The organism is Methylobacterium nonmethylotrophicum (assembly GCF_004745635.1).
GTDB classification, from domain to species: Bacteria; Pseudomonadota; Alphaproteobacteria; order Rhizobiales; family Beijerinckiaceae; genus Methylobacterium; species Methylobacterium nonmethylotrophicum.
This window is the reverse complement of record NZ_SRLB01000004.1, coordinates 112,794-129,354: the sequence shown is the minus strand read 5'-3', so window position 1 is coordinate 129,354 and position 16,561 is coordinate 112,794. Positions and strand designations below refer to the sequence as shown.

The window sequence follows — 16,561 nt, the reverse complement described above, 5'->3', positions numbered from 1 at the left end:
GCCGCAACAAGAGGGGCGCGGGTTCTCCTCTCCCCGCCAGATCCCGGGCTTGCCCGAGATCTGCCAAGCAAGGTGCGAAGTCGGGCAAGCCCGACTTCGTCGCGGGGAGAGGGGAAATCCCGCGCCTCGTCTTTCCCCGAACAGCCCTGCGGCAGGCGCGATCGGCGCCCTTCATCAAGGACGCCAGGCATCTATATCGGAGCTTCCAGCGAAGGATCGCGCCATGCCCAGAGTCTCGCAGGAGCAAGCCAAGCTCAACCGTCAACGGGTGGTCGAGGTCGCCGCGACCCTGTTTCGCGAGCGCGGCCTGCACGGCGTCGGCGTCGCCGACATCATGGCGGCCGCCGGCCTCACCCATGGCGGGTTCTACGGGCAGTTCGCCAACAAGGACGCGCTGGCGGTCGAGGCGTTCGACGCGGCCCTCGCCGAGGAGAACCGGGGGACGCTGGACGCGCTGATCGCGAACTATCTCTCCCTCGGGCACGTCCAGTCCCCCGGCCGGGGCTGTCCGCTCGCCGCGCTCGCCAACGACGTCGCCCGCGAGCCGCCGGGCAGTTCGGTGCGCGCGCGCTTCACCCACGGCGTCCGGGGCCTCGCCGGCCTCTTGGCCGAGCTGATGCCGAAGGTGGCGAAGGAGCGCCGCAAGCAGCGCGCCCTGGCGAACCTGTCGACCCTCGTCGGGGCCGTCGTCCTCGCGCGGGCGGTCGACGACGAGGCGCTGGCCAATGACCTGATCGAGGCGGCCCGCGCCGCGGTCGCCGGGTGACGGGAGAGGGGAGCCGGGCGCTCCCGCCCGCCACCCCGGATCCCGCACCGCGCGCGTCTACTTCTCGGCGAGCTTGTCCTGGGTCTTCGTGTCGAAGTCGCTCGCGTCGTGGCGCTCGTGGAGCTGGTCGGCGGGCTCGCCGGTGAGGCGGTTGACCTTGCGCCCGCGCTGCACCGCCGGCCGCGCCAGGATCTGGTCGGCCCAGCGCCCCACGTGGCGGTACTCCCCGACCGCCAGGAACTCGGCCGCGCCGTAGAGCCAGCCCTTCACCAGGCCGCCGTACCAGGGCCAGATCGCCATGTCGGCGATCGTGTAGGCGTCACCCGCCACGAACTCCGTCTCGGCGAGCCGCCGGTCGAGCACGTCGAGCTGGCGCTTGGTCTCCATGGCGTAGCGGTTGATCGGGTATTCGAGCTTCGCCGGCGCGTAGGCGTAGAAGTGGCCGAAGCCGCCGCCCAGGAACGGCGCCGAGCCCATCTGCCAGAAGAGCCAGGACAGCGTCTCGGCCCGCGCCGCCGGCTCGGTCGGCAGGAAGGCGCCGAACTTCTCGGCGAGGTAGGTCAGGATCGCGCCCGATTCGAACACCCGGACCGGCGTCGCGCCGCTGCGGTCCACGAGGGCCGGGATCTTCGAGTTCGGGTTGGCCGCGACGAAGCCCGAGCCGAACTGGTCGCCGTCGCCGATGCGGATCAGCCAGGCATCGTACTCGGCGCCGGCATGACCGAGGGCGAGCAGCTCCTCCAGCAGGATCGTGACCTTCTGCCCGTTCGGCGTGCCGAGCGAGTAGAGCTGGAGCGGATGGCGGCCGACCGGCAGCGCCTTCTCGTGCGTCGCCCCCGCGACCGGGCGGTTGATGCTGGCGAAGCGGCCGCCGCTCTCCCGGTCCCAGGTCCAGACCTTCGGCGGCACGTACTCGGCTTGATCGCTCATGGGATGCTCTCCGGGGTCGGTCCGGTGCGACGGGGTGCGAGGGCGGCTCGCGGGAGCCGCCTCCGAGGACCGGACGCGAGACCGGCGACTTTGAGCACGGATGACCGCGCGAGGCGAGTTCGTGCCGACCAGGCGCGGCCTCCGGGCAATCCCATTCGGGTGAAGAGCGTATTTTTGGAAACGATGAATTTCGATCGTTTCTGTTTTCTATCGAGCGGCGGCACGGCACAGTCAGCCCATCACGACGGCGCCGGGGGCGCCCGAGCGACGGAGACGACGATGACCAAGCCCTATTCCCGCCTCGACCTCGACCAGGCCGTCGTCCTCCTGGTCGACCATCAGGCCGGGCTCCTGTCCCTGGTGCGCGACGTCGACCCGGACCGGTTCAAGAACAACGTGCTGGCCGTCGCCGACCTCGCCGCGTTCTTCCGGCTGCCGACCATCCTGACCACCAGCTTCGAGGAGGGGCCGAACGGCCCGATCATGCCGGAGCTGAAGGCCAAGTTCCCGGACGCGCCCTTCATCGCCCGGCCCGGCCAGATCAACGCCTGGGACAACCCCGACTTCGTCGCCGCCATCAAGGCCACCGGACGCCGGCAGCTGATCATCGCCGGGGTCGTCACGGAGGTCTGCGTCGCCTTCCCGGCCCTGTCGGCGATCGCGGAGGGCTACGAGGTGTTCGTGGTCACGGACGCGTCCGGCACCTTCAACGAGGCCGTGCGCGAGGCCGCCTGGAGCCGCATGACCGCCGCGGGCGCGCAGCTGATGAACTGGTTCGCGGTCGCCTGCGAGCTGCAGCGGGACTGGCGCCGGGACGTGGAGGGGCTGGCGACCCTGGTGTCGGACCACATCCCGGACTACCGCAACCTGATCACGAGCTACACCGCGCTCCGGGGCGGGATGCCGGCGTCACGCCCGGCCGCGTGACGGGGGGCGATCTCGGGCCGGGCCGCGGTCCGGCCCGCCCTCACACCCGCCGCGGCAGCAGGAAGGCCAGGAGCCCAATGGCCGGCAGGTAGGCGCAGAGGCGGAACACCTCGACGATGCCGAGCCGGTCGGCCAGGAGGCCGAGCCCGCCCGCCGCGAGCCCGCCGAGCCCGAACGACAGGCCGTAGAACAGGCCGCCGACGAGGCCGACGCGGTGGGGCACGAGGTCGATCGCGTAGATCAGGATCGACGAGAAGGCGCTCGCCATGATGAAGCTGGCGAGCACGCCGAGCACGCCGGTCCAGAACAGGTCGGCATGCGGCAGGAGGAGCGCGAGGGGCAGCGGGCCGAGGATCGAGATCCAGATGACGCGCCCGCGGCCGATCCGGTCGCCCAGCATGCCGCCCAGGATGACGCCCGCCGCGCCGACCACCAGGAAGGCGAACAGCATCAGCTGCGAGGCCTGCACGCTCACCCCGAACCGCTCGATCAGGTAGAACGTGTAGTAGGAGGTGAAGCTCGCCTGGTAGGCGTTCTTCGACATCAGCAGCAGGACCAGGATCGTCATCGCGAAGGCGACGCGACCGGCCGGCATCGCCGCTTTCCCCTCCGCCTGCTTCGTGCCCGCGGCAGCCTGCTGGCGGCGCGCGCTCGTGTAGAGCGAGACGGTCCAGGACATCAGCAGCATCGCGAGAATCGCGATTCCTGAGAACCAGGACAGGCTCGCCTGGCCGTGCGGGACCACGATGGCGGCGGCGAGCAGCGGGCCGATCGCGTAGCCGACATGGCCGCCGATCTGAAACACGCCCTGCGCGAGGCCCTGGCGTCCCGCCGCGGCGTGGCGCGCCATCCGGGTCGCCTCCGGATGGAAGACGGCCGAGCCCGTGCCGACGAGCGCCGCCGCGGCCAGCACCATCCCGTAATTCGACGCGAAGGACAGGCCGAGGATCCCGGCCAGCGTCGCGGCCATCCCGGCCACCATCGCGTGCGGCCACGGCCGGCGGTCGGTCACGTAGCCGAGCAGCGGCTGCAGCAGCGAGGACGTGACCTGGAAGGCGAGCGTGATGAGGCCGATCTGCGCGAAGTCGAGGTGGTAGGCGTCCTTGACCAGCGGATAGATCGCCGGGATCATCGATTGCAGCGTGTCGTTCAGGAGATGCGCGACGCTGAGCGCGGCCAGCACCGGCATGGCGGGGCGGGCGGCGGATGAGACGAGCGAGGCTGAGGGCATTCCGGCACCCTATCGATGCCGGAAGCGGGCCGTCAATCGACGCGCGCGCGGCGCGGCGGACTGTGTAAGAACTTGACCTGCATGCGCTGCCATGCGGGCCGGCCCGCTCACCGCCGGCCGAGTCGTCTGACGATCAGCCTTGCGGCTCCGGAGGGATCCCGGCCCTCAGCCGCGCAGGCGCGCGTCCCACACCAGCATCGCGTGGGCGGCCACCGCCTCGAGCTCCGCCCGGCTCGCGCCGTCGCGCGCCTGGAGCGACATCCCGTTCTGCACCGTCATCACGAACCGGGCCAGGGCCGCAATGTCGACCGACGGGTCGATCTCGCCGTCGGCCACCGCGCGGGCGAGGCGCGCCCGGACCCGCTCCAGCCCATAGGCCCGGGCGGCGCGCACGATCGCCCCGAGTTCCGCATGGCCCTCGCTGCCGGCGGCCGAGAGCGTCACCATGCAGCCGGTCGGCTCCTCGCGCCCGCAGGACCCGGTCAGGGCGGCGGCCGAATCCATCAGCAGCGCCTCGACCGCCCCGCGCGCGGTCCTGGCCGCGGCGAAGTTGCCCCAGGCCAACGCCTCGTAGCGCTCGCCGTAATGGCGCAGGGCCTCGGCGTAGAGGGCCTCCTTGGAGCCGAACGCCGCGTAGAGGCTCGGCGAGCCGATTCCCATCGCCTCGGTCAGCTCGGCGATCGAGGTCGCGGAAAAACCCTTGTGCCAGAACAGGCGCATCGCCCCCGCCAGGGCGGCGTCGCGGTCGAACCCGCGCGGCCGGCCGCGGCCGCGGCCCGGCGGCCCGCATGGAGGTTTGGTGGGCGGCGAATTCTGCATCGATCGTTATATAAATCGCTTGACCCCACTCCACAACGCGCCTAGCGATTTCTGTGTCGATCGATACAGAAAGACGGGACCATGAGCGAACTTGCAGGACGGCGCGCCCTCGTGACGGGCGCCTCCCGCGGCATCGGGGCCGCCATCGCGCTGGCGCTGGCGGAGAAGGGCGCGGACGTCGCCATCACGTACGAGCGGTCCGCCGACCGTGCGGCGGAGGTCGTCCGCGCCGTCGAGGCGAAGGGCCGCCGCGCCGTCGCGATCCAGGCCGACAGCGCCGACGCCGCGGCGGTGACGCGCTCGGTGGGCGAGGCCGTCGCGGCGCTCGGCGGGCTCGACATCCTGGTGAACAATGCCGGCATCGCCCGGGGCGGCCCGCTGGCCGAGATGGCGCTCGCCGACATCGACGCGCTCCTCGCCGTGAACGTCCGCGCGGTCGTGCTGGCCTCGCAGGCCGCCATCTCGCATCTCGGCGAGGGCGGCCGGATCATCTCGATCGGCTCGTGCCTCGCCGAGCGCGTGCCCTACCCGGGCGTGACGGTCTATTCGATGACGAAATCCGCCCTGCTGGCGTTCAACCGGGGCCTGGCGCGCGAGCTCGGCCCCCGCGGCATCACCGTGAACCTGGTCCAGCCGGGATCGACCGACACCGACATGAACCCCGCCGACGGCGCGATGGCGGACGGGCAGCGGGCGATGACCGCGCTCGGCCATTACGGCCGGCCCGAGGACATCGCGGCCGCCGTGGCGTTCCTGGCCGGCCCTGCGGCGCGGCAGATCACCGGAACCGCCCTCACGGTCGACGGCGGCGCGAACGCCTGAGGCGCATCCACAGGCGGCGGCCGATGCGGTGCGTCGTCCTTCCGCCTCGCGTCGGCGACCAGGCCTCGGCCGCCTGACCTGAGCGTCGTTCCGCCGGTCGCGAACGACCGGTACCGAAGCGGTCACCGGTTCGGCGGCGACAATGAGGCGAACACAAGAGCCTCAGCGGACTTGCGCCATGCAATCCTGCTTAGGACAGGCCGCCTCCGAGAAACCCGGAGCGGTTCAACTCCGCGGGAGATGTCGCCTGCGACAGCGCCGTGAGGGCGCGCAGGCGGGATCTCCCGCGAACCCCCGCGAAGCGACACGACCCCTGCCGGAGGAGGACGTGGCGAAGGGCGGATCCTCTGCAGGCAAGCCCGGCTCGGCTGGCGCGCAGCGCGCGGGACGCGCTCGCCGAGGATGAGCGGAGGCCGGCGGCGCGGCGTCGGGCCGTGATCTCGACAGGTGTTCCGTCGGGCATGGTGATCACCGCCTCGTAGAAGCCGTCGCCGGTCCTCCGTGGGCCCGATGACAGGATCCCCGCTCGGGCGCACCGGTCTGCCATCGCATCGACGGCGGCCTCGCTACCGAGCGGGATCGCAACGGGGTCAGAGCCGCCCGCCTCCTTGGCGCCGTCCGCGGCCCAAGGGCCCGTCATCGGCTCGATGCCGGCTCCAGAGGCAAGGGGCGCAAAGCGCGAGACGAAGCCGTGGCGACGTCGGCTGCGAGAGGGCTCCCCGATCTCGGCGCCGAACCAGGTCCGCCAGAACCCGGTCGCCGCGTCGAGATCGCGGGTCCGCAGGGCGACGTGTGCACGCCGCATGGGCTGGTCCTCTCAGGTGTCGGACATGGTCGCGGCCGGGGCGCAGAACGGCACGACGAGGAGGAGCCCGGCCAGCAGCCAGAACGACGTCGTCAGACCGACATGCTCAGCCACGAAACCGATGCCGGCGGGGCCGACCAGGATGCCGGCATAGCCGACGGTGGTGATCGCCGCGACCGCGAGCCCGGCAGGCATCGCCGTCTGGGAGCCCGCGAGGCGGAAGAGCACGGGCACGATGTTCGACGCGCCGAGGCCGACGAGGACGAAGCCCGCCAGCGACAGCCATGCGGCCGGCGCGGCCAGAACGGCGGCCAGCCCCAGGACGGCCCCGAGCCCGCCGAACACCATCGTTCTCCGGTCGCCGAGACGGGCCGTCACCGCATCCCCGACGAGACGGCCCGCCGTCATGGCGATGGCGAACAGCATGTAGCCGAGCCCGCCCTGCGCCGTCCCGACGAGGGCCGCCTCGGTGATGAGGAGCGCGCTCCAGTCGAGGAGGGCGCCCTCGACGAGGAAGGTGATCGCGGCGAGCGCCGCGAGCAGGAGGACGACGCCGCGCGGCCGCGCGAAGAGCGGTCCCTCGCCGGCCTGAGCGGATCGCAGGAGGCGAGGCCAGGCGACGATCATGGCGGTCGCCATCGCGGCCGAGGCGAGGGCGGTGGCGGCGAGAACGCCGACCGACGCGGAGAGGAGAAGCGTCATCAGCGTCGCCCCGAAGAACCCGCCGATGCTGAAGAGGGCGTGGAAGCCGGACATCAGCGGGGTTCCGGCCGCCTTCTCCACCTCCACGGCGTGAATGTTCATTGCGACGTCGATGGAGCCGAGCGAGGCGCCGAAGGCGAGAAGGGCGAGGCCGAGCGTCAGCGGCGTGCCGGCCATCCCGAGAAGCGGCAGCAGGAGCGCCAGGCCGAAGCCGCCGGCGACGATGACGGGTCGGCTGCCGTAGCGGGCGCTCAACGGACCGGTCGCCAGCATGGCCGCGACCGAACCGACGCCGATGCACAGGAGGAGGAGCCCGAGCGTGGCGTCATCCACTCCGAGCCGGGCCTTGGCGAACGGCACGAGCGGTGCCCAGCAGGCGATGCCGAAGCCGGCGACGAGGAACGACAGCCGCGTGGCGAGGCGGGCGCCCGGCCGGTCGACGGGAAGCCTGGAAGGCGCCGGGTGGTGGCCCATCACGCCGCTCGCGCCTGGACGGCACGCAGGATCATCGCGCCGCCGTCGGACAGGATCCGGACTTCGTCGTCCGGCGCGTCGACCTCGACGACGACCGCGCTCAGATCCGGGAGTTCGGCCACGCGGTGACGGGCGGTGGTGCCGAGCTTCTCCGTCGTCACGAGAACGACCGCCTGCCGGCTTCGCGCCAGCAGGGCGCGCTTGAACGTGGCGTCATCGAAATCGTGGGCCGACAGGCCGTCGACGTCCGAGACCGCGCAGGCGCCGATGAAGCTCCGGTCGAAGCTCATGCGCGCGACCTGCATCGCCGCCGCGGCGTCGACGCAGCCGCCGACCATCAGATTGACCTCGCCCCCCACCGTGATGAGCCGAAGATCCTGCCGGGCGAGAACGGCTGCGGCGATGGGCACCGAGTTCGTGACCACCGTCACGTCGGCGTCCTCGGGAAGGTGCCCGACGAGGGCGAGGTTGGTGCTGCCGCTGTCCAGGAAGACGAGCTCGCCCGGTCGGACCGTCGTGGCGGCGAAAGCGGCCAGATGCTCCTTCCTGTCGCGATCCTGCCGGACGCGCTCGGTCAGGGGGGCTGCCGAGGGCGCGAGAGGCAGGGCACCGCCGTAGACGCGGCGGCACCGACCCTGGGCGGCGAGCGCGCGCAGGTCCCGCCGGATCGCGTCCTCGGAGATCGAGAACTCCGTGGCCAGGGCAGGCGCGGAGACGGGCTGACCGGCGTCGAGGCGGGAGGCGATCAGCTCGCGTCGGGCGATGGGTGGGTTCGCGGACATATCCGTTGATAACGCGCAAAAACGTGGATCACAATCGGGAAAAAACATGCGAATCGATCGACGCATGTCAGTATTGGGGTGCCGGATGGCGGGAATCGTTGGTTGGCCGGGCCCAAAACATGCAGAAACAAGGACCGAACCGGATGACGGCATGCGGCTGAACGGCTGAGGCCGGGATCCGCATGAAACGCCAGCGCGGGCCCGCGCGGCCGGCCGCCGAACGGTCTGGCGCGGCGCGGGCCAGCAACGGCGCCGAGGCCGTGCCCCAGGACGGGATGGAGCCGGGCCTGGTCCACCACCGCGGCCGGCAGCCGACCTGCCCTGGGACGTGCCGTCACGATCGGCGCCGCTCGCGGCACCGCTCCAAGGGACACATCGCCTCTCCGACGAGGCGCCGCGTGATACGGCGGGGGCGCGCGGACGGGGGCAGAACCGTCCGGACCGGACATCCCCGCCGGATCCCATTGGCCGACGGACAATCAGGTCATACAGTCATCCACATGAAAGCGAACGCGACGCCTCAACCCGACCTTCGCCTGCCGCTCTATCAGCGTCTGCGCGACGAGATCGCACACCAGATCGCGCGCAACGTCTGGCGATCGGGCGAGCCGATCCCGACCGAGGCCGAACTGGCCGCCACGCATCGCGTCGCCATCGGGACCGTGAGGAAGGCGATCGACGTCCTGGTCGCCGATGGCCTGGTGGAGCGGCAGCAGGGCCGCGGCACCTTCGTCCGGCGCCCTCGCTTCGACCGCTCCCTGTTCCGCTTCTTCCGGCACCTCGGGCCGGACGGAAGTCAGGTCGTGCCGGAAGGCAGGATCCTGTCGCGCGCAGTCCGACCGGCTCCCGCAGCCGTGCGCGAGGCGCTCGCCCTCGACGCGCGTGCCGAGGCGATCCGACTGGTCCGCCTCCGCCTCCTGCAGGAACGCCCAATCCTGTCCGAGGAGATCTGGCTGCCGGCCGAGCGCTTCGCGCCTCTCCTCACGGTGCCGCTCCCGGAGATCGGCGACCTCCTCTACCCGGCCTACGAGCGGCTCTGCAGCGAGATCGTCGCTCGCGCCGAGGAGACCCTGACCGTCGCCTCCGCGACCGCGGCGGACGGGGACTGCCTCGGCATCGCGGAAGGCGCGCCCGTCGTCGTGGTCGAGCGCCTCGCCTTCGGCTTCGACGGCTGCCCGATCGAGTGGCGCCTCACCCGTGGCGCGGCCGCAGACTTCCGCTACCGCATCGACATCCGCTGACGGTCCCGGGGTGCCTTGACGCCTGCCCGGAACCGTGTTCCTCTAGTCATATAGATGACTAGTCCTCTCAAGAGGACGGAGGAAACCCCGTGTTCCGCTGGTACCGTGAGACCGGTCCGGCCGAGCGTCGCACCTTCTGGGCCTGTCTCGGAGGATGGTCGCTCGACGCCCTGGACGTGCAGATGTTCAGCCTGGCGATCCCGGCCCTGATCGCCAGCTTCGGGCTCAGCCGGGGGGATGCCGGCCTCATCGGTACCGCCACCCTGGTCTCGGCGGCTCTCGGGGGATGGAGCGGCGGGTTCCTGTCGGACCGGCTCGGCCGGGTCCGGGCCCTGCAGATCACGATCCTGTGGTTCGCGGCCTCCACCTTCCTGGCGGCCTTCGCGCAGAGCTTCACGCAGCTCCTGGCGCTGAAGCTCCTGCAAGGACTCGGCTTCGGCGCCGAGTGGGCGGCCGGTGCCGTCCTGATGGCCGAGGCGATCCGGCCGGAGCACCGCGGCAAGGCCCTGGGCGCCGTCCAGGGGGGCTGGGCGATCGGCTGGGGCGCCGCCGTGCTTCTCTCCTCCGTCGCGTTCTCATGGCTGGAGCCGGAGGTCGCCTGGCGCGTGCTGTTCGCCTGCGGCCTCGCGCCGGCGCTCTTCATCCTCTATCTCCGCCGCTCCGTGCCCGAACCGGCGAGGCCCCACGAAGCCGCGGCCGTCCCTGCCGCCGCCGGCCCCCTCGCGATCTTCTCGCCCGGCCTGCGCCGGGCCACGGTGATCGGGGCACTCCTCGGGCTGGGAGCCCATGGCGGCTTCCACGCCCTGTTCACGTGGCTGCCGACCTATCTGAGCGCCGAGCGCGGCGCCTCGGTGCTCGGAACCGGCCTCTATCTCGCGATCATCATCGCGGCCTTCGGCCTGGGCTGCCTCGTCGCCGGCGGGCTCGTGGACCGCCTCGGCCGGCGGCGGACGGTGGCGCTCTTCGCCGGGAGCTGCATGACCCTGGTCGTCCTCTCCCTGCTGGTCCCCGTCGACGATGGGGTGCTGCTCCTGCTGGGCGCGCCCCTGGGCTTCTGCGCGGCCGGGATCCCGGCGAGCCTGGCGGCCCTGTTCAGCGAGCTCTTCCCGTCCGGCCTGAGGGGGACCGGGATGGGCTTCTGCTACAACGCCGGGCGCCTCGCCTCCGCCGCGCTGCCCCTCGGCGTCGGCCTGCTCAGCGAGATCTGCGGCCTCGGTCCGGCGATCGGCCTGTCCGCCCTGGCCGCCTACGGGCTGGTCCTCCTCGCGATCCTCCTCCTGCCGGACGCGCGACGCGACGGCGGGCTCGTCCCCAACCCCGAGATGATTCGATGAACCGGCGCACCTTCTGCCGCGACCTGCTCGCGGGCAGCCTCGCTCTCGGCCTTCCCGGAGGGCTTGCCCTTCCCGATCTTGCCCTTCCCGGATCTGCCCGCGCCGCCGAGCCGGCCTCCCCGGCCGTCACGGCGGTGGACACCCACGCCCACGTCTTCACCCGCGCCCTCACCCTGGCCGGCGAACGGCGCTACGCCCCCGACTACGACGCGAGCATCGCCGATTACCTGGCGATGCTGGACCGGAACGGCATGGCCCGCGGCGTGCTGATCCAGCCGAGCTTCCTCGGCACCGACAACGGCTACCTGCTCACGGCCCTGCGCCAGGCGCCGGAGCGGCTGCGCGGCATCGCCGTGCTGGCGCCCGAGGCCGGGCCTGAGACGATGCGCGACCTGGCCGAGGCGGGGGTGGTGGGCCTGCGCCTCAACCTGATCGGGCGGCCGGACCCGGATCTCGGCGCGCCCGTCTGGCAGACCCATCTGGCGCGGGTGAAGGATCTCGGCTGGCAGATCGAGGTCCAGGCCGAGGCGCGCCGGCTCGTCCACCTTCTCCCGCCGCTGGTCGCGGCGGGCATCCCGGTCGTGATCGATCATTTCGGCCGCATCGATCCCGCCCTGGGCATCGCCGATCCCGGCTTCGAACAGCTCCTGGGCTTCGGTGCCGGCGGCGGCGTCTGGGTGAAGCTGTCGGGCGCCTATCGCAACGGCAGCGGCGAGGCGGGCCGGCAGACCGCGCGGGCAGCCGCCGAGCGCCTGCGGGCATCCTTCGGAGCCGGGCGGCTGCTCTGGGGCAGCGACTGGCCGCACACGCAGTTCGAGACGCAGGCGAGCCCCGCCGCGGCTTTGCGCGACCTTGAGACGTGGGTGCCGGACGCGGCCGAGCGCCGGATCATCCTCGGCGACACCCCCGCGAAGCTCTTCCGCTTCGACCGATAGCCCCCGGACCCGACGACGAGGACAGCCCCATGTCACGGACCACCCTGTCACAGACGACCCCATCCCCCACCGATCCCGGCGGCACCTTCGAGGGCCGCACGATGCGCAAGGTCGGGCTGCGCCTGATCCCCTTCCTCGTGCTGTGCTACTTCATCGCCTATGTCGACCGGGTGAATGTCGGCTTCGCGGCGCTGACGATGAACCGCGACCTCGGCCTCTCCACGGCGGCCTTCGGCCTCGGCGGAGGCCTGTTCTTCGTGGCCTACGTCCTGTTCGAGGTGCCCAGCAACCTCGCGATGGAGCGGGTGGGCGCGCGGATCTGGATCGCCCGCATCATGGTCACCTGGGGGCTCGTGGGCATCGGATCGGCCTTCGTCACCGGCCCGGTGAGCTTTTCCGTCGCGCGCTTCCTGCTCGGCGCCGCCGAGGCCGGGTTCTTCCCGGGCGTCATCCTCTACCTGACCTACTGGTTCCCGAAGGCCTACCGGGCGCGCATCGTGGCGATGTTCATGGTGGCGATCCCGCTCTCCAGCTTCTTCGGCTCGCCCCTCTCGGCCGCGCTGCTCACCCTCGACGGCATGGCGGGCCTGCGCGGCTGGCAGTGGCTGCTGATCCTGGAGGCCGTGCCCGCGGTCCTCCTCGGCCTCGCCGCCCTCGCCCTGCTCCCGAGCCGCCCCGCGGAGGCGACGTTCCTCACCGGCGAGGAGCGGGCCTGGCTGACGGACCGCCTCGACGCCGAGCGTCGGGCCGCCGCGGCCGGACACTCGCACGCGCACGGCCTCGCCGCGGTCCGGGCCGTGCTCACGAACGGACAGGTCTGGATCCTCGCCGTGATCTACGCCGGCAGCTCGGCCACCAGCAACACGCTGTCCCTCTGGATGCCGCAGATCCTCAAGGGGTTCGGCCTCAGCAATCTCGAGACCGGATTGCTGAACATGATCCCGTTCGGCATCGCCTCGGTGTTCATGATCGTCTGGGGCCTGCGGGCGGACCGCAGCGGCGAGCGCATCTGGAGCACGGCGCTGCCCCTCGCCCTGACCTCCCTCAGCTTCGCCCTGACGCTGCTGACGGGCTCGCTCTGGATCACGCTGGTGCTCTTGTCGCTGGTCCTGCTCGGCAACTACGCCATCAAGGGACCCTTCTTCGCGCTGGCGACCGAGACCCTGCCGCCGGCCCAGGCCGCGGCGGGCATCGCGGCGATCAACACCCTGGCGCATCTCGGAACCGGCGCGATCACCTCGTTGATCGGCGTGCTGCGCGAGCAGACGGGAAGCTTCCCGGTCGCCCTCCTGCCGCTCTGCGCCCTCACGGGTGCGGGATGCGGCCTGGTCTTCTGGGTCGGTCGTCGCCGCGCCCGGACGGGGGCCGTCGGCTCCGCCGCCTCGGTCGCAGGGGCGTGACGTCGCTCGACCGCAGGGCTCAAGGTCAAGCTTGCGACCCGCACGGTCGCCCTGTACGCCTTCGCGGCATCAGCCGTCGCCGCCGGGGGATGCGCCCGGTCCGATGGGGCTCCCATCTGCGGGAACGGAACGCCGACCGGCCGAAAGGACGGGCCATCGATGACGGGAATCCCTGACGTGAAAGCGCTGGTTGCCATCTGCGCAGCCTTCGTTGTCATCAATGCCGGAGGTTGCAGGATGGCGAGAGCGGACGAGGGTGACATCGCGCGCCGTGTCGCGCCGACGGGGACGCTGCGCGCCGCGATCAATTACGGCAACATCGTCCTGGCCCAGAAGGGGCCGGATGGGGAGCCGGCCGGGATTTCGGCCGATCTGGCGCGGGAGCTCGGCCGTCGGCTCAAGGTCCCGGTGTCGTTCACGACCTACGACACGGCCGGCAAGGTCGTCGATGCGTTGAACGGCTCTCAGACCTGGGACGTGGCCTTCCTGGCCATCGATCCGAAGCGGGCTCAGACGATCGCCTTCACCCCGCCCTACGTGGTCATCGAGGGGGCGTACATGGTCCCGCAGGCGTCTCCGCTCACGGAGAACGACCAGGTCGACCGGCCCGGAACCAGGATCGCGGTCGGCCGCAACACGGCCTACGACCTGTATCTTGCGCGGATCCTCACGTCGGCCGAACGCGTCTTCGCTCCGACCTCGCAGGCAGCGTTGGACCTGTTTCTCCGGGAGCGCCTGGACGTGGTCGCCTCCGTCAGGCAGCCGCTGGAGATCTACGCACGCGATCATGCGGATGTGCGCGTCCTTCCCGGGCGGTTCATGGTGATCGAGCAGGCCATGGCGGCCCCGAGAGGCCGCGACGAGGCTCTGGCCTATCTGGCTCGCTTCATCGAGGAGATGAAGGCGTCGGGCTTCGTCGCGACCGCGCTTGCACGCAGCGGTCAGCACGATGCAGCCGTCGCGCCGAAGTCGGACGCTCCATAGCGACCGCTTGCGCCCGCTCTCGCGCCCTCGTTCAGCTGCGGCATTCCGGGGGACACAACCGGGGGCACGGTCCCCTTCGCCGCCTCACGGTCGAGAGGACGATCCGGGATCAATGCGTCGGGTGTGGGCGGGAGGCGGCACCCGGCCGCGTCTCACGGCCCGACGCCGTGCGCCGGGTCCAGGGACGCGGGCCGGCCCGGCAGCGCGAGCTGCGCGACACGCGGCGGCGTGCTGGCGATCACGCGGCCGCGGCGGACCACGTGCAGCCGGGGCGGTCGCAGCCGGATCGCCTCGATCGGGTCGCGGGCCTGCAGCACGACGAGATCGCCGAAGGCGCCGACATGGAGCCCGTAATCCGCCAGCCCCATGATCGCGGCGGCCTGCGTCGTGACCGCCTCGAAGCAGGCCTGCATCGCCTCCCGGCTCGTCATCTGCGCCACGTGCAGGCCCATATGGGCGACGTCGAGCATGTCGGCCGAGCCCAGGCTGTACCAGGGGTCCATGCAGCAATCCTGGCCGAAGGCGACGGTGAGGCCGGCGGCGCGCTGCTCGGGCACCCGGGTCAGGCCGCGCCGCTTCGGGTAGGTGTCGTGGCGGCCCTGCAGCACGATGTTGATGAGGGGATTGGCCACCACCTGCAGCCGCGCCTCGGCCATCAGGGCGAGGAGCTTCGAGACGTAGTAGTTGTCCATCGAGTGCATCGAGGTCAGGTGCGAGCCGGCCACGCGTCCCTGGAGCCCGTGCCGGACCGTCTCGGCGGTCAGCGTCTCGACATGGCGCGAGAGCGGGTCGTCGGTCTCGTCGCAGTGGATGTCGACCATCAGCCCCCGCTCGGCGGCGATCCGGCAGAGACGCCGCAGGGACTCCGCGCCGTCCTCTATCGTGCGCTCGAAATGCGGGATGCCGCCGACCACCTCGACGCCGCGGTCGAGGGCCCGGATCAGGTTCTCCGCGGCATTCGGCGCGCGCAGGTAGCCGTCCTGCGGGAAGGCCACGAGCTGGAGGTCGAGATAGGGCGCGACCTGCCGCTTCACGGCGAGCAGCGCGTCGACGGCGAGCAGCCGGTCGTCGCAGACGTCGACGTGGCTGCGCACGGCGAGCAGCCCCTGGGAGACCGCGAGGTCGCAGTAGCGCAACGCCCGCTCGATCACGGCCTCCTGCGTCAGGAGCGGCTTCAGCTCGCCCCAGAGCGCGATGCCCTCGAGCAGCGTGCCGGAGCGGTTGAGCCGCGGCAGGCCGAGCGAGAGCGTCGCGTCCATGTGGAAGTGGCAATCGACGAAGGGCGGGCTCACGAGGCGGCCGGCCGCGTCGATCTCCTCCACGCCCTGCGCCGGGAGCGCCGCCTCGATCGCCACGATGCGCCCGCTCGCGATCGCGATGTCGCGGCCGGTGCGGCCGTCCGGCAGGGTGGCGTTGCGGACGATGAGGTCGGGGGTCACGCGGGATCCTCCTTGGCCGCCGCCTATCGCTCGCCGCGGATGTAGGGACGCATCAGCGCCTTCGGGGCGGAGGCGTGGCGCGCCCCCACCAGGAGGGCGGCGATCGACAGAAGGTAGGGCAGCATCAGGAAGACCTGCCCCGGCACGAGCCCGCCCAAGGCCTGCTGGAGGCGGACCTGGAAGGCGTCGAAGGCGCCGAACAGCACCGCCCCGAGCAGCGCCTTCATGGGGCGCCAGCCGGCGAAGACCGTGAGCGCGATGCAGATCCAGCCGCGTCCGGCCACCATCTCGAAGAAGAAGGCGTTGAACGCCGACAGGGTCAGGAAGGCGCCGCCGAGCGCCATCAGGGCGGAGCCGGCCACCACGGCGCCGAGGCGCAGGGCATGGACGTCGATGCCCTGCGCCTCGACCGCGGCCGGGTTCTCGCCGACGGCCCGCACCGCGAGCCCGAGGGGCGTGCGGCCCAAGAACAGGCCGAGCGCGAGGATCGCCGCGATGGCGAGGAGGGTCAGGGCCGTCTGCTGGAACAGGATCGGCCCGATCACCGGCAGGTCGGACAGGACCGGCAGGTCGAGCGGCCGGAACGGCTCGATCCGGGGCGGGCTCGCGGCCGCCGGCAGGGCGAGGCGGTAGCCGAAATAGCTGGCGCTCGTGGCAAGCAGCGTCACGGCGAGCCCGCTCACGTGCTGCGACAGGCCGAGCTTCACCGTCAGCACGGCGAGCAGCAGGCCGAGGCCCGCCCCGGTGAGCGCCGCGACGAGGACGCCGCCCCAGAGCCCGGCCCCGAGATGGACCGCGAGCCAGCCGGTCATCGCGCCGGCGGTCATGATGCCCTCGATGCCGAGGTTGAGCACGCCGGCGCGCTCGCACAAAACCGCGCCGGCGACCCCGAAGATCAGCGGCGTGGCGATCCGCAGGGCGGCGGCCCAGAAGGCGACGGTCATGAGCAGGTCGAGGCTCGCCTGCATCG

At 71.8% G+C, this 16,561-nt stretch carries 16 protein-coding genes; 8 read left to right on the top strand and 8 right to left on the bottom strand.

All coding sequences use genetic code 11. From position 1 onward, the window contains the following. Positions 1-223: 223 nt before the first annotated feature. Entirely contained in the window at positions 224-766 is a 543-nt protein-coding gene (locus EU555_RS05640) for a TetR family transcriptional regulator (RefSeq protein ID WP_135413690.1), read from the top strand. A gap of 57 nt (positions 767-823) precedes the next feature. On the opposite strand, the gene yghU is transcribed toward EU555_RS05640, so the two are convergent. Then, on the bottom strand, positions 824-1,696 hold the full coding sequence (gene yghU / locus EU555_RS05635; RefSeq protein WP_135413689.1) for a glutathione-dependent disulfide-bond oxidoreductase: 873 nt from the start codon (positions 1,694-1,696) through the stop codon (positions 824-826). A 279-nt stretch (positions 1,697-1,975) separates the two neighbouring features. On the opposite strand from yghU, the gene ycaC reads away from it, so the two are divergent. Next, the gene (ycaC, locus tag EU555_RS05630) at positions 1,976-2,623 is read left to right on the top strand and encodes an isochorismate family cysteine hydrolase YcaC (protein WP_135413688.1); all 648 of its coding nucleotides are present in this window, start codon (positions 1,976-1,978) and stop codon (positions 2,621-2,623) included. Positions 2,624-2,663: 40 nt separating this feature from the next. On the opposite strand, the gene EU555_RS05625 is transcribed toward ycaC, so the two are convergent. Both EU555_RS05625 and EU555_RS05620 read right to left on the bottom strand, forming a co-directional pair. Next, on the bottom strand, positions 2,664-3,854 hold the full coding sequence (locus tag EU555_RS05625; protein ID WP_135413687.1) for an MFS transporter: 1,191 nt from the start codon (positions 3,852-3,854) through the stop codon (positions 2,664-2,666). Positions 3,855-4,019: 165 nt separating this feature from the next. Next, positions 4,020-4,673, bottom strand: a complete 654-nt coding sequence (locus EU555_RS05620) for a TetR/AcrR family transcriptional regulator (protein ID WP_135413686.1) — start codon at positions 4,671-4,673, stop codon at positions 4,020-4,022. Positions 4,674-4,754: 81 nt separating this feature from the next. Here EU555_RS05620 and EU555_RS05615 point away from each other — a divergent pair, with 81 nt between their 5' ends. Further along, positions 4,755-5,495: an SDR family oxidoreductase gene (locus EU555_RS05615; RefSeq protein ID WP_135413685.1), complete on the top strand. Its 741-nt coding sequence runs from the start codon at positions 4,755-4,757 to the stop codon at positions 5,493-5,495. A 190-nt stretch (positions 5,496-5,685) separates the two neighbouring features. Here EU555_RS05615 and EU555_RS37595 read toward each other — a convergent pair whose 3' ends face one another. Genes EU555_RS37595 through EU555_RS05600 form a run of 3 tightly spaced genes read right to left on the bottom strand, consistent with a single transcriptional unit; the run spans position 5,686 to position 8,306 of the window. After that, entirely contained in the window at positions 5,686-6,300 is a 615-nt protein-coding gene (locus EU555_RS37595; RefSeq protein WP_342636465.1) for a VOC family protein, read from the bottom strand. Between the two features lie 12 nt (positions 6,301-6,312). Continuing rightward, the gene (locus EU555_RS05605; RefSeq protein WP_135413684.1) at positions 6,313-7,476 is read right to left on the bottom strand and encodes an MFS transporter; all 1,164 of its coding nucleotides are present in this window, start codon (positions 7,474-7,476) and stop codon (positions 6,313-6,315) included. After that, complete coding sequence (locus tag EU555_RS05600; RefSeq protein WP_245524157.1) at positions 7,476-8,306, bottom strand: DeoR/GlpR family DNA-binding transcription regulator; 831 nt, start codon at positions 8,304-8,306, stop codon at positions 7,476-7,478. The genes EU555_RS05605 and EU555_RS05600 overlap by 1 nt, the downstream gene beginning before the upstream one ends. Positions 8,307-8,758: 452 nt before the next feature. Here EU555_RS05600 and EU555_RS05595 point away from each other — a divergent pair, with 452 nt between their 5' ends. From EU555_RS05595 to EU555_RS05575, 5 genes are all read left to right on the top strand, one after another. Then, the gene (locus tag EU555_RS05595; RefSeq protein WP_135413683.1) at positions 8,759-9,499 is read left to right on the top strand and encodes a GntR family transcriptional regulator; all 741 of its coding nucleotides are present in this window, start codon (positions 8,759-8,761) and stop codon (positions 9,497-9,499) included. An 89-nt stretch (positions 9,500-9,588) separates the two neighbouring features. Continuing rightward, on the top strand, positions 9,589-10,833 hold the full coding sequence (locus EU555_RS05590; protein WP_135413682.1) for an MFS transporter: 1,245 nt from the start codon (positions 9,589-9,591) through the stop codon (positions 10,831-10,833). Next, positions 10,830-11,768 (top strand): amidohydrolase family protein, encoded by a 939-nt coding sequence (locus EU555_RS05585; RefSeq protein ID WP_135413681.1) that lies wholly within the window; start codon positions 10,830-10,832, stop codon positions 11,766-11,768. The genes EU555_RS05590 and EU555_RS05585 overlap by 4 nt, the downstream gene beginning before the upstream one ends. A 29-nt stretch (positions 11,769-11,797) precedes the next feature. Further along, complete coding sequence (locus EU555_RS05580) at positions 11,798-13,168, top strand: MFS transporter (RefSeq protein WP_245524156.1); 1,371 nt, start codon at positions 11,798-11,800, stop codon at positions 13,166-13,168. Between the two features lie 159 nt (positions 13,169-13,327). Continuing rightward, complete coding sequence (locus EU555_RS05575) at positions 13,328-14,152, top strand: ABC transporter substrate-binding protein (protein ID WP_135413680.1); 825 nt, start codon at positions 13,328-13,330, stop codon at positions 14,150-14,152. A 152-nt stretch (positions 14,153-14,304) separates the two neighbouring features. Here the strand turns inward: EU555_RS05575 and EU555_RS05570 are convergent, their stop codons facing one another. Both EU555_RS05570 and EU555_RS05565 read right to left on the bottom strand, forming a co-directional pair. Continuing rightward, entirely contained in the window at positions 14,305-15,591 is a 1,287-nt protein-coding gene (locus tag EU555_RS05570; protein WP_135413679.1) for an amidohydrolase family protein, read from the bottom strand. A gap of 23 nt (positions 15,592-15,614) precedes the next feature. Then, positions 15,615-16,559, bottom strand: coding sequence for an ABC transporter permease (locus EU555_RS05565; protein ID WP_135413678.1), 945 nt, complete (start codon positions 16,557-16,559; stop codon positions 15,615-15,617). Between the last annotated feature and the right edge of the window lie 2 nt (positions 16,560-16,561).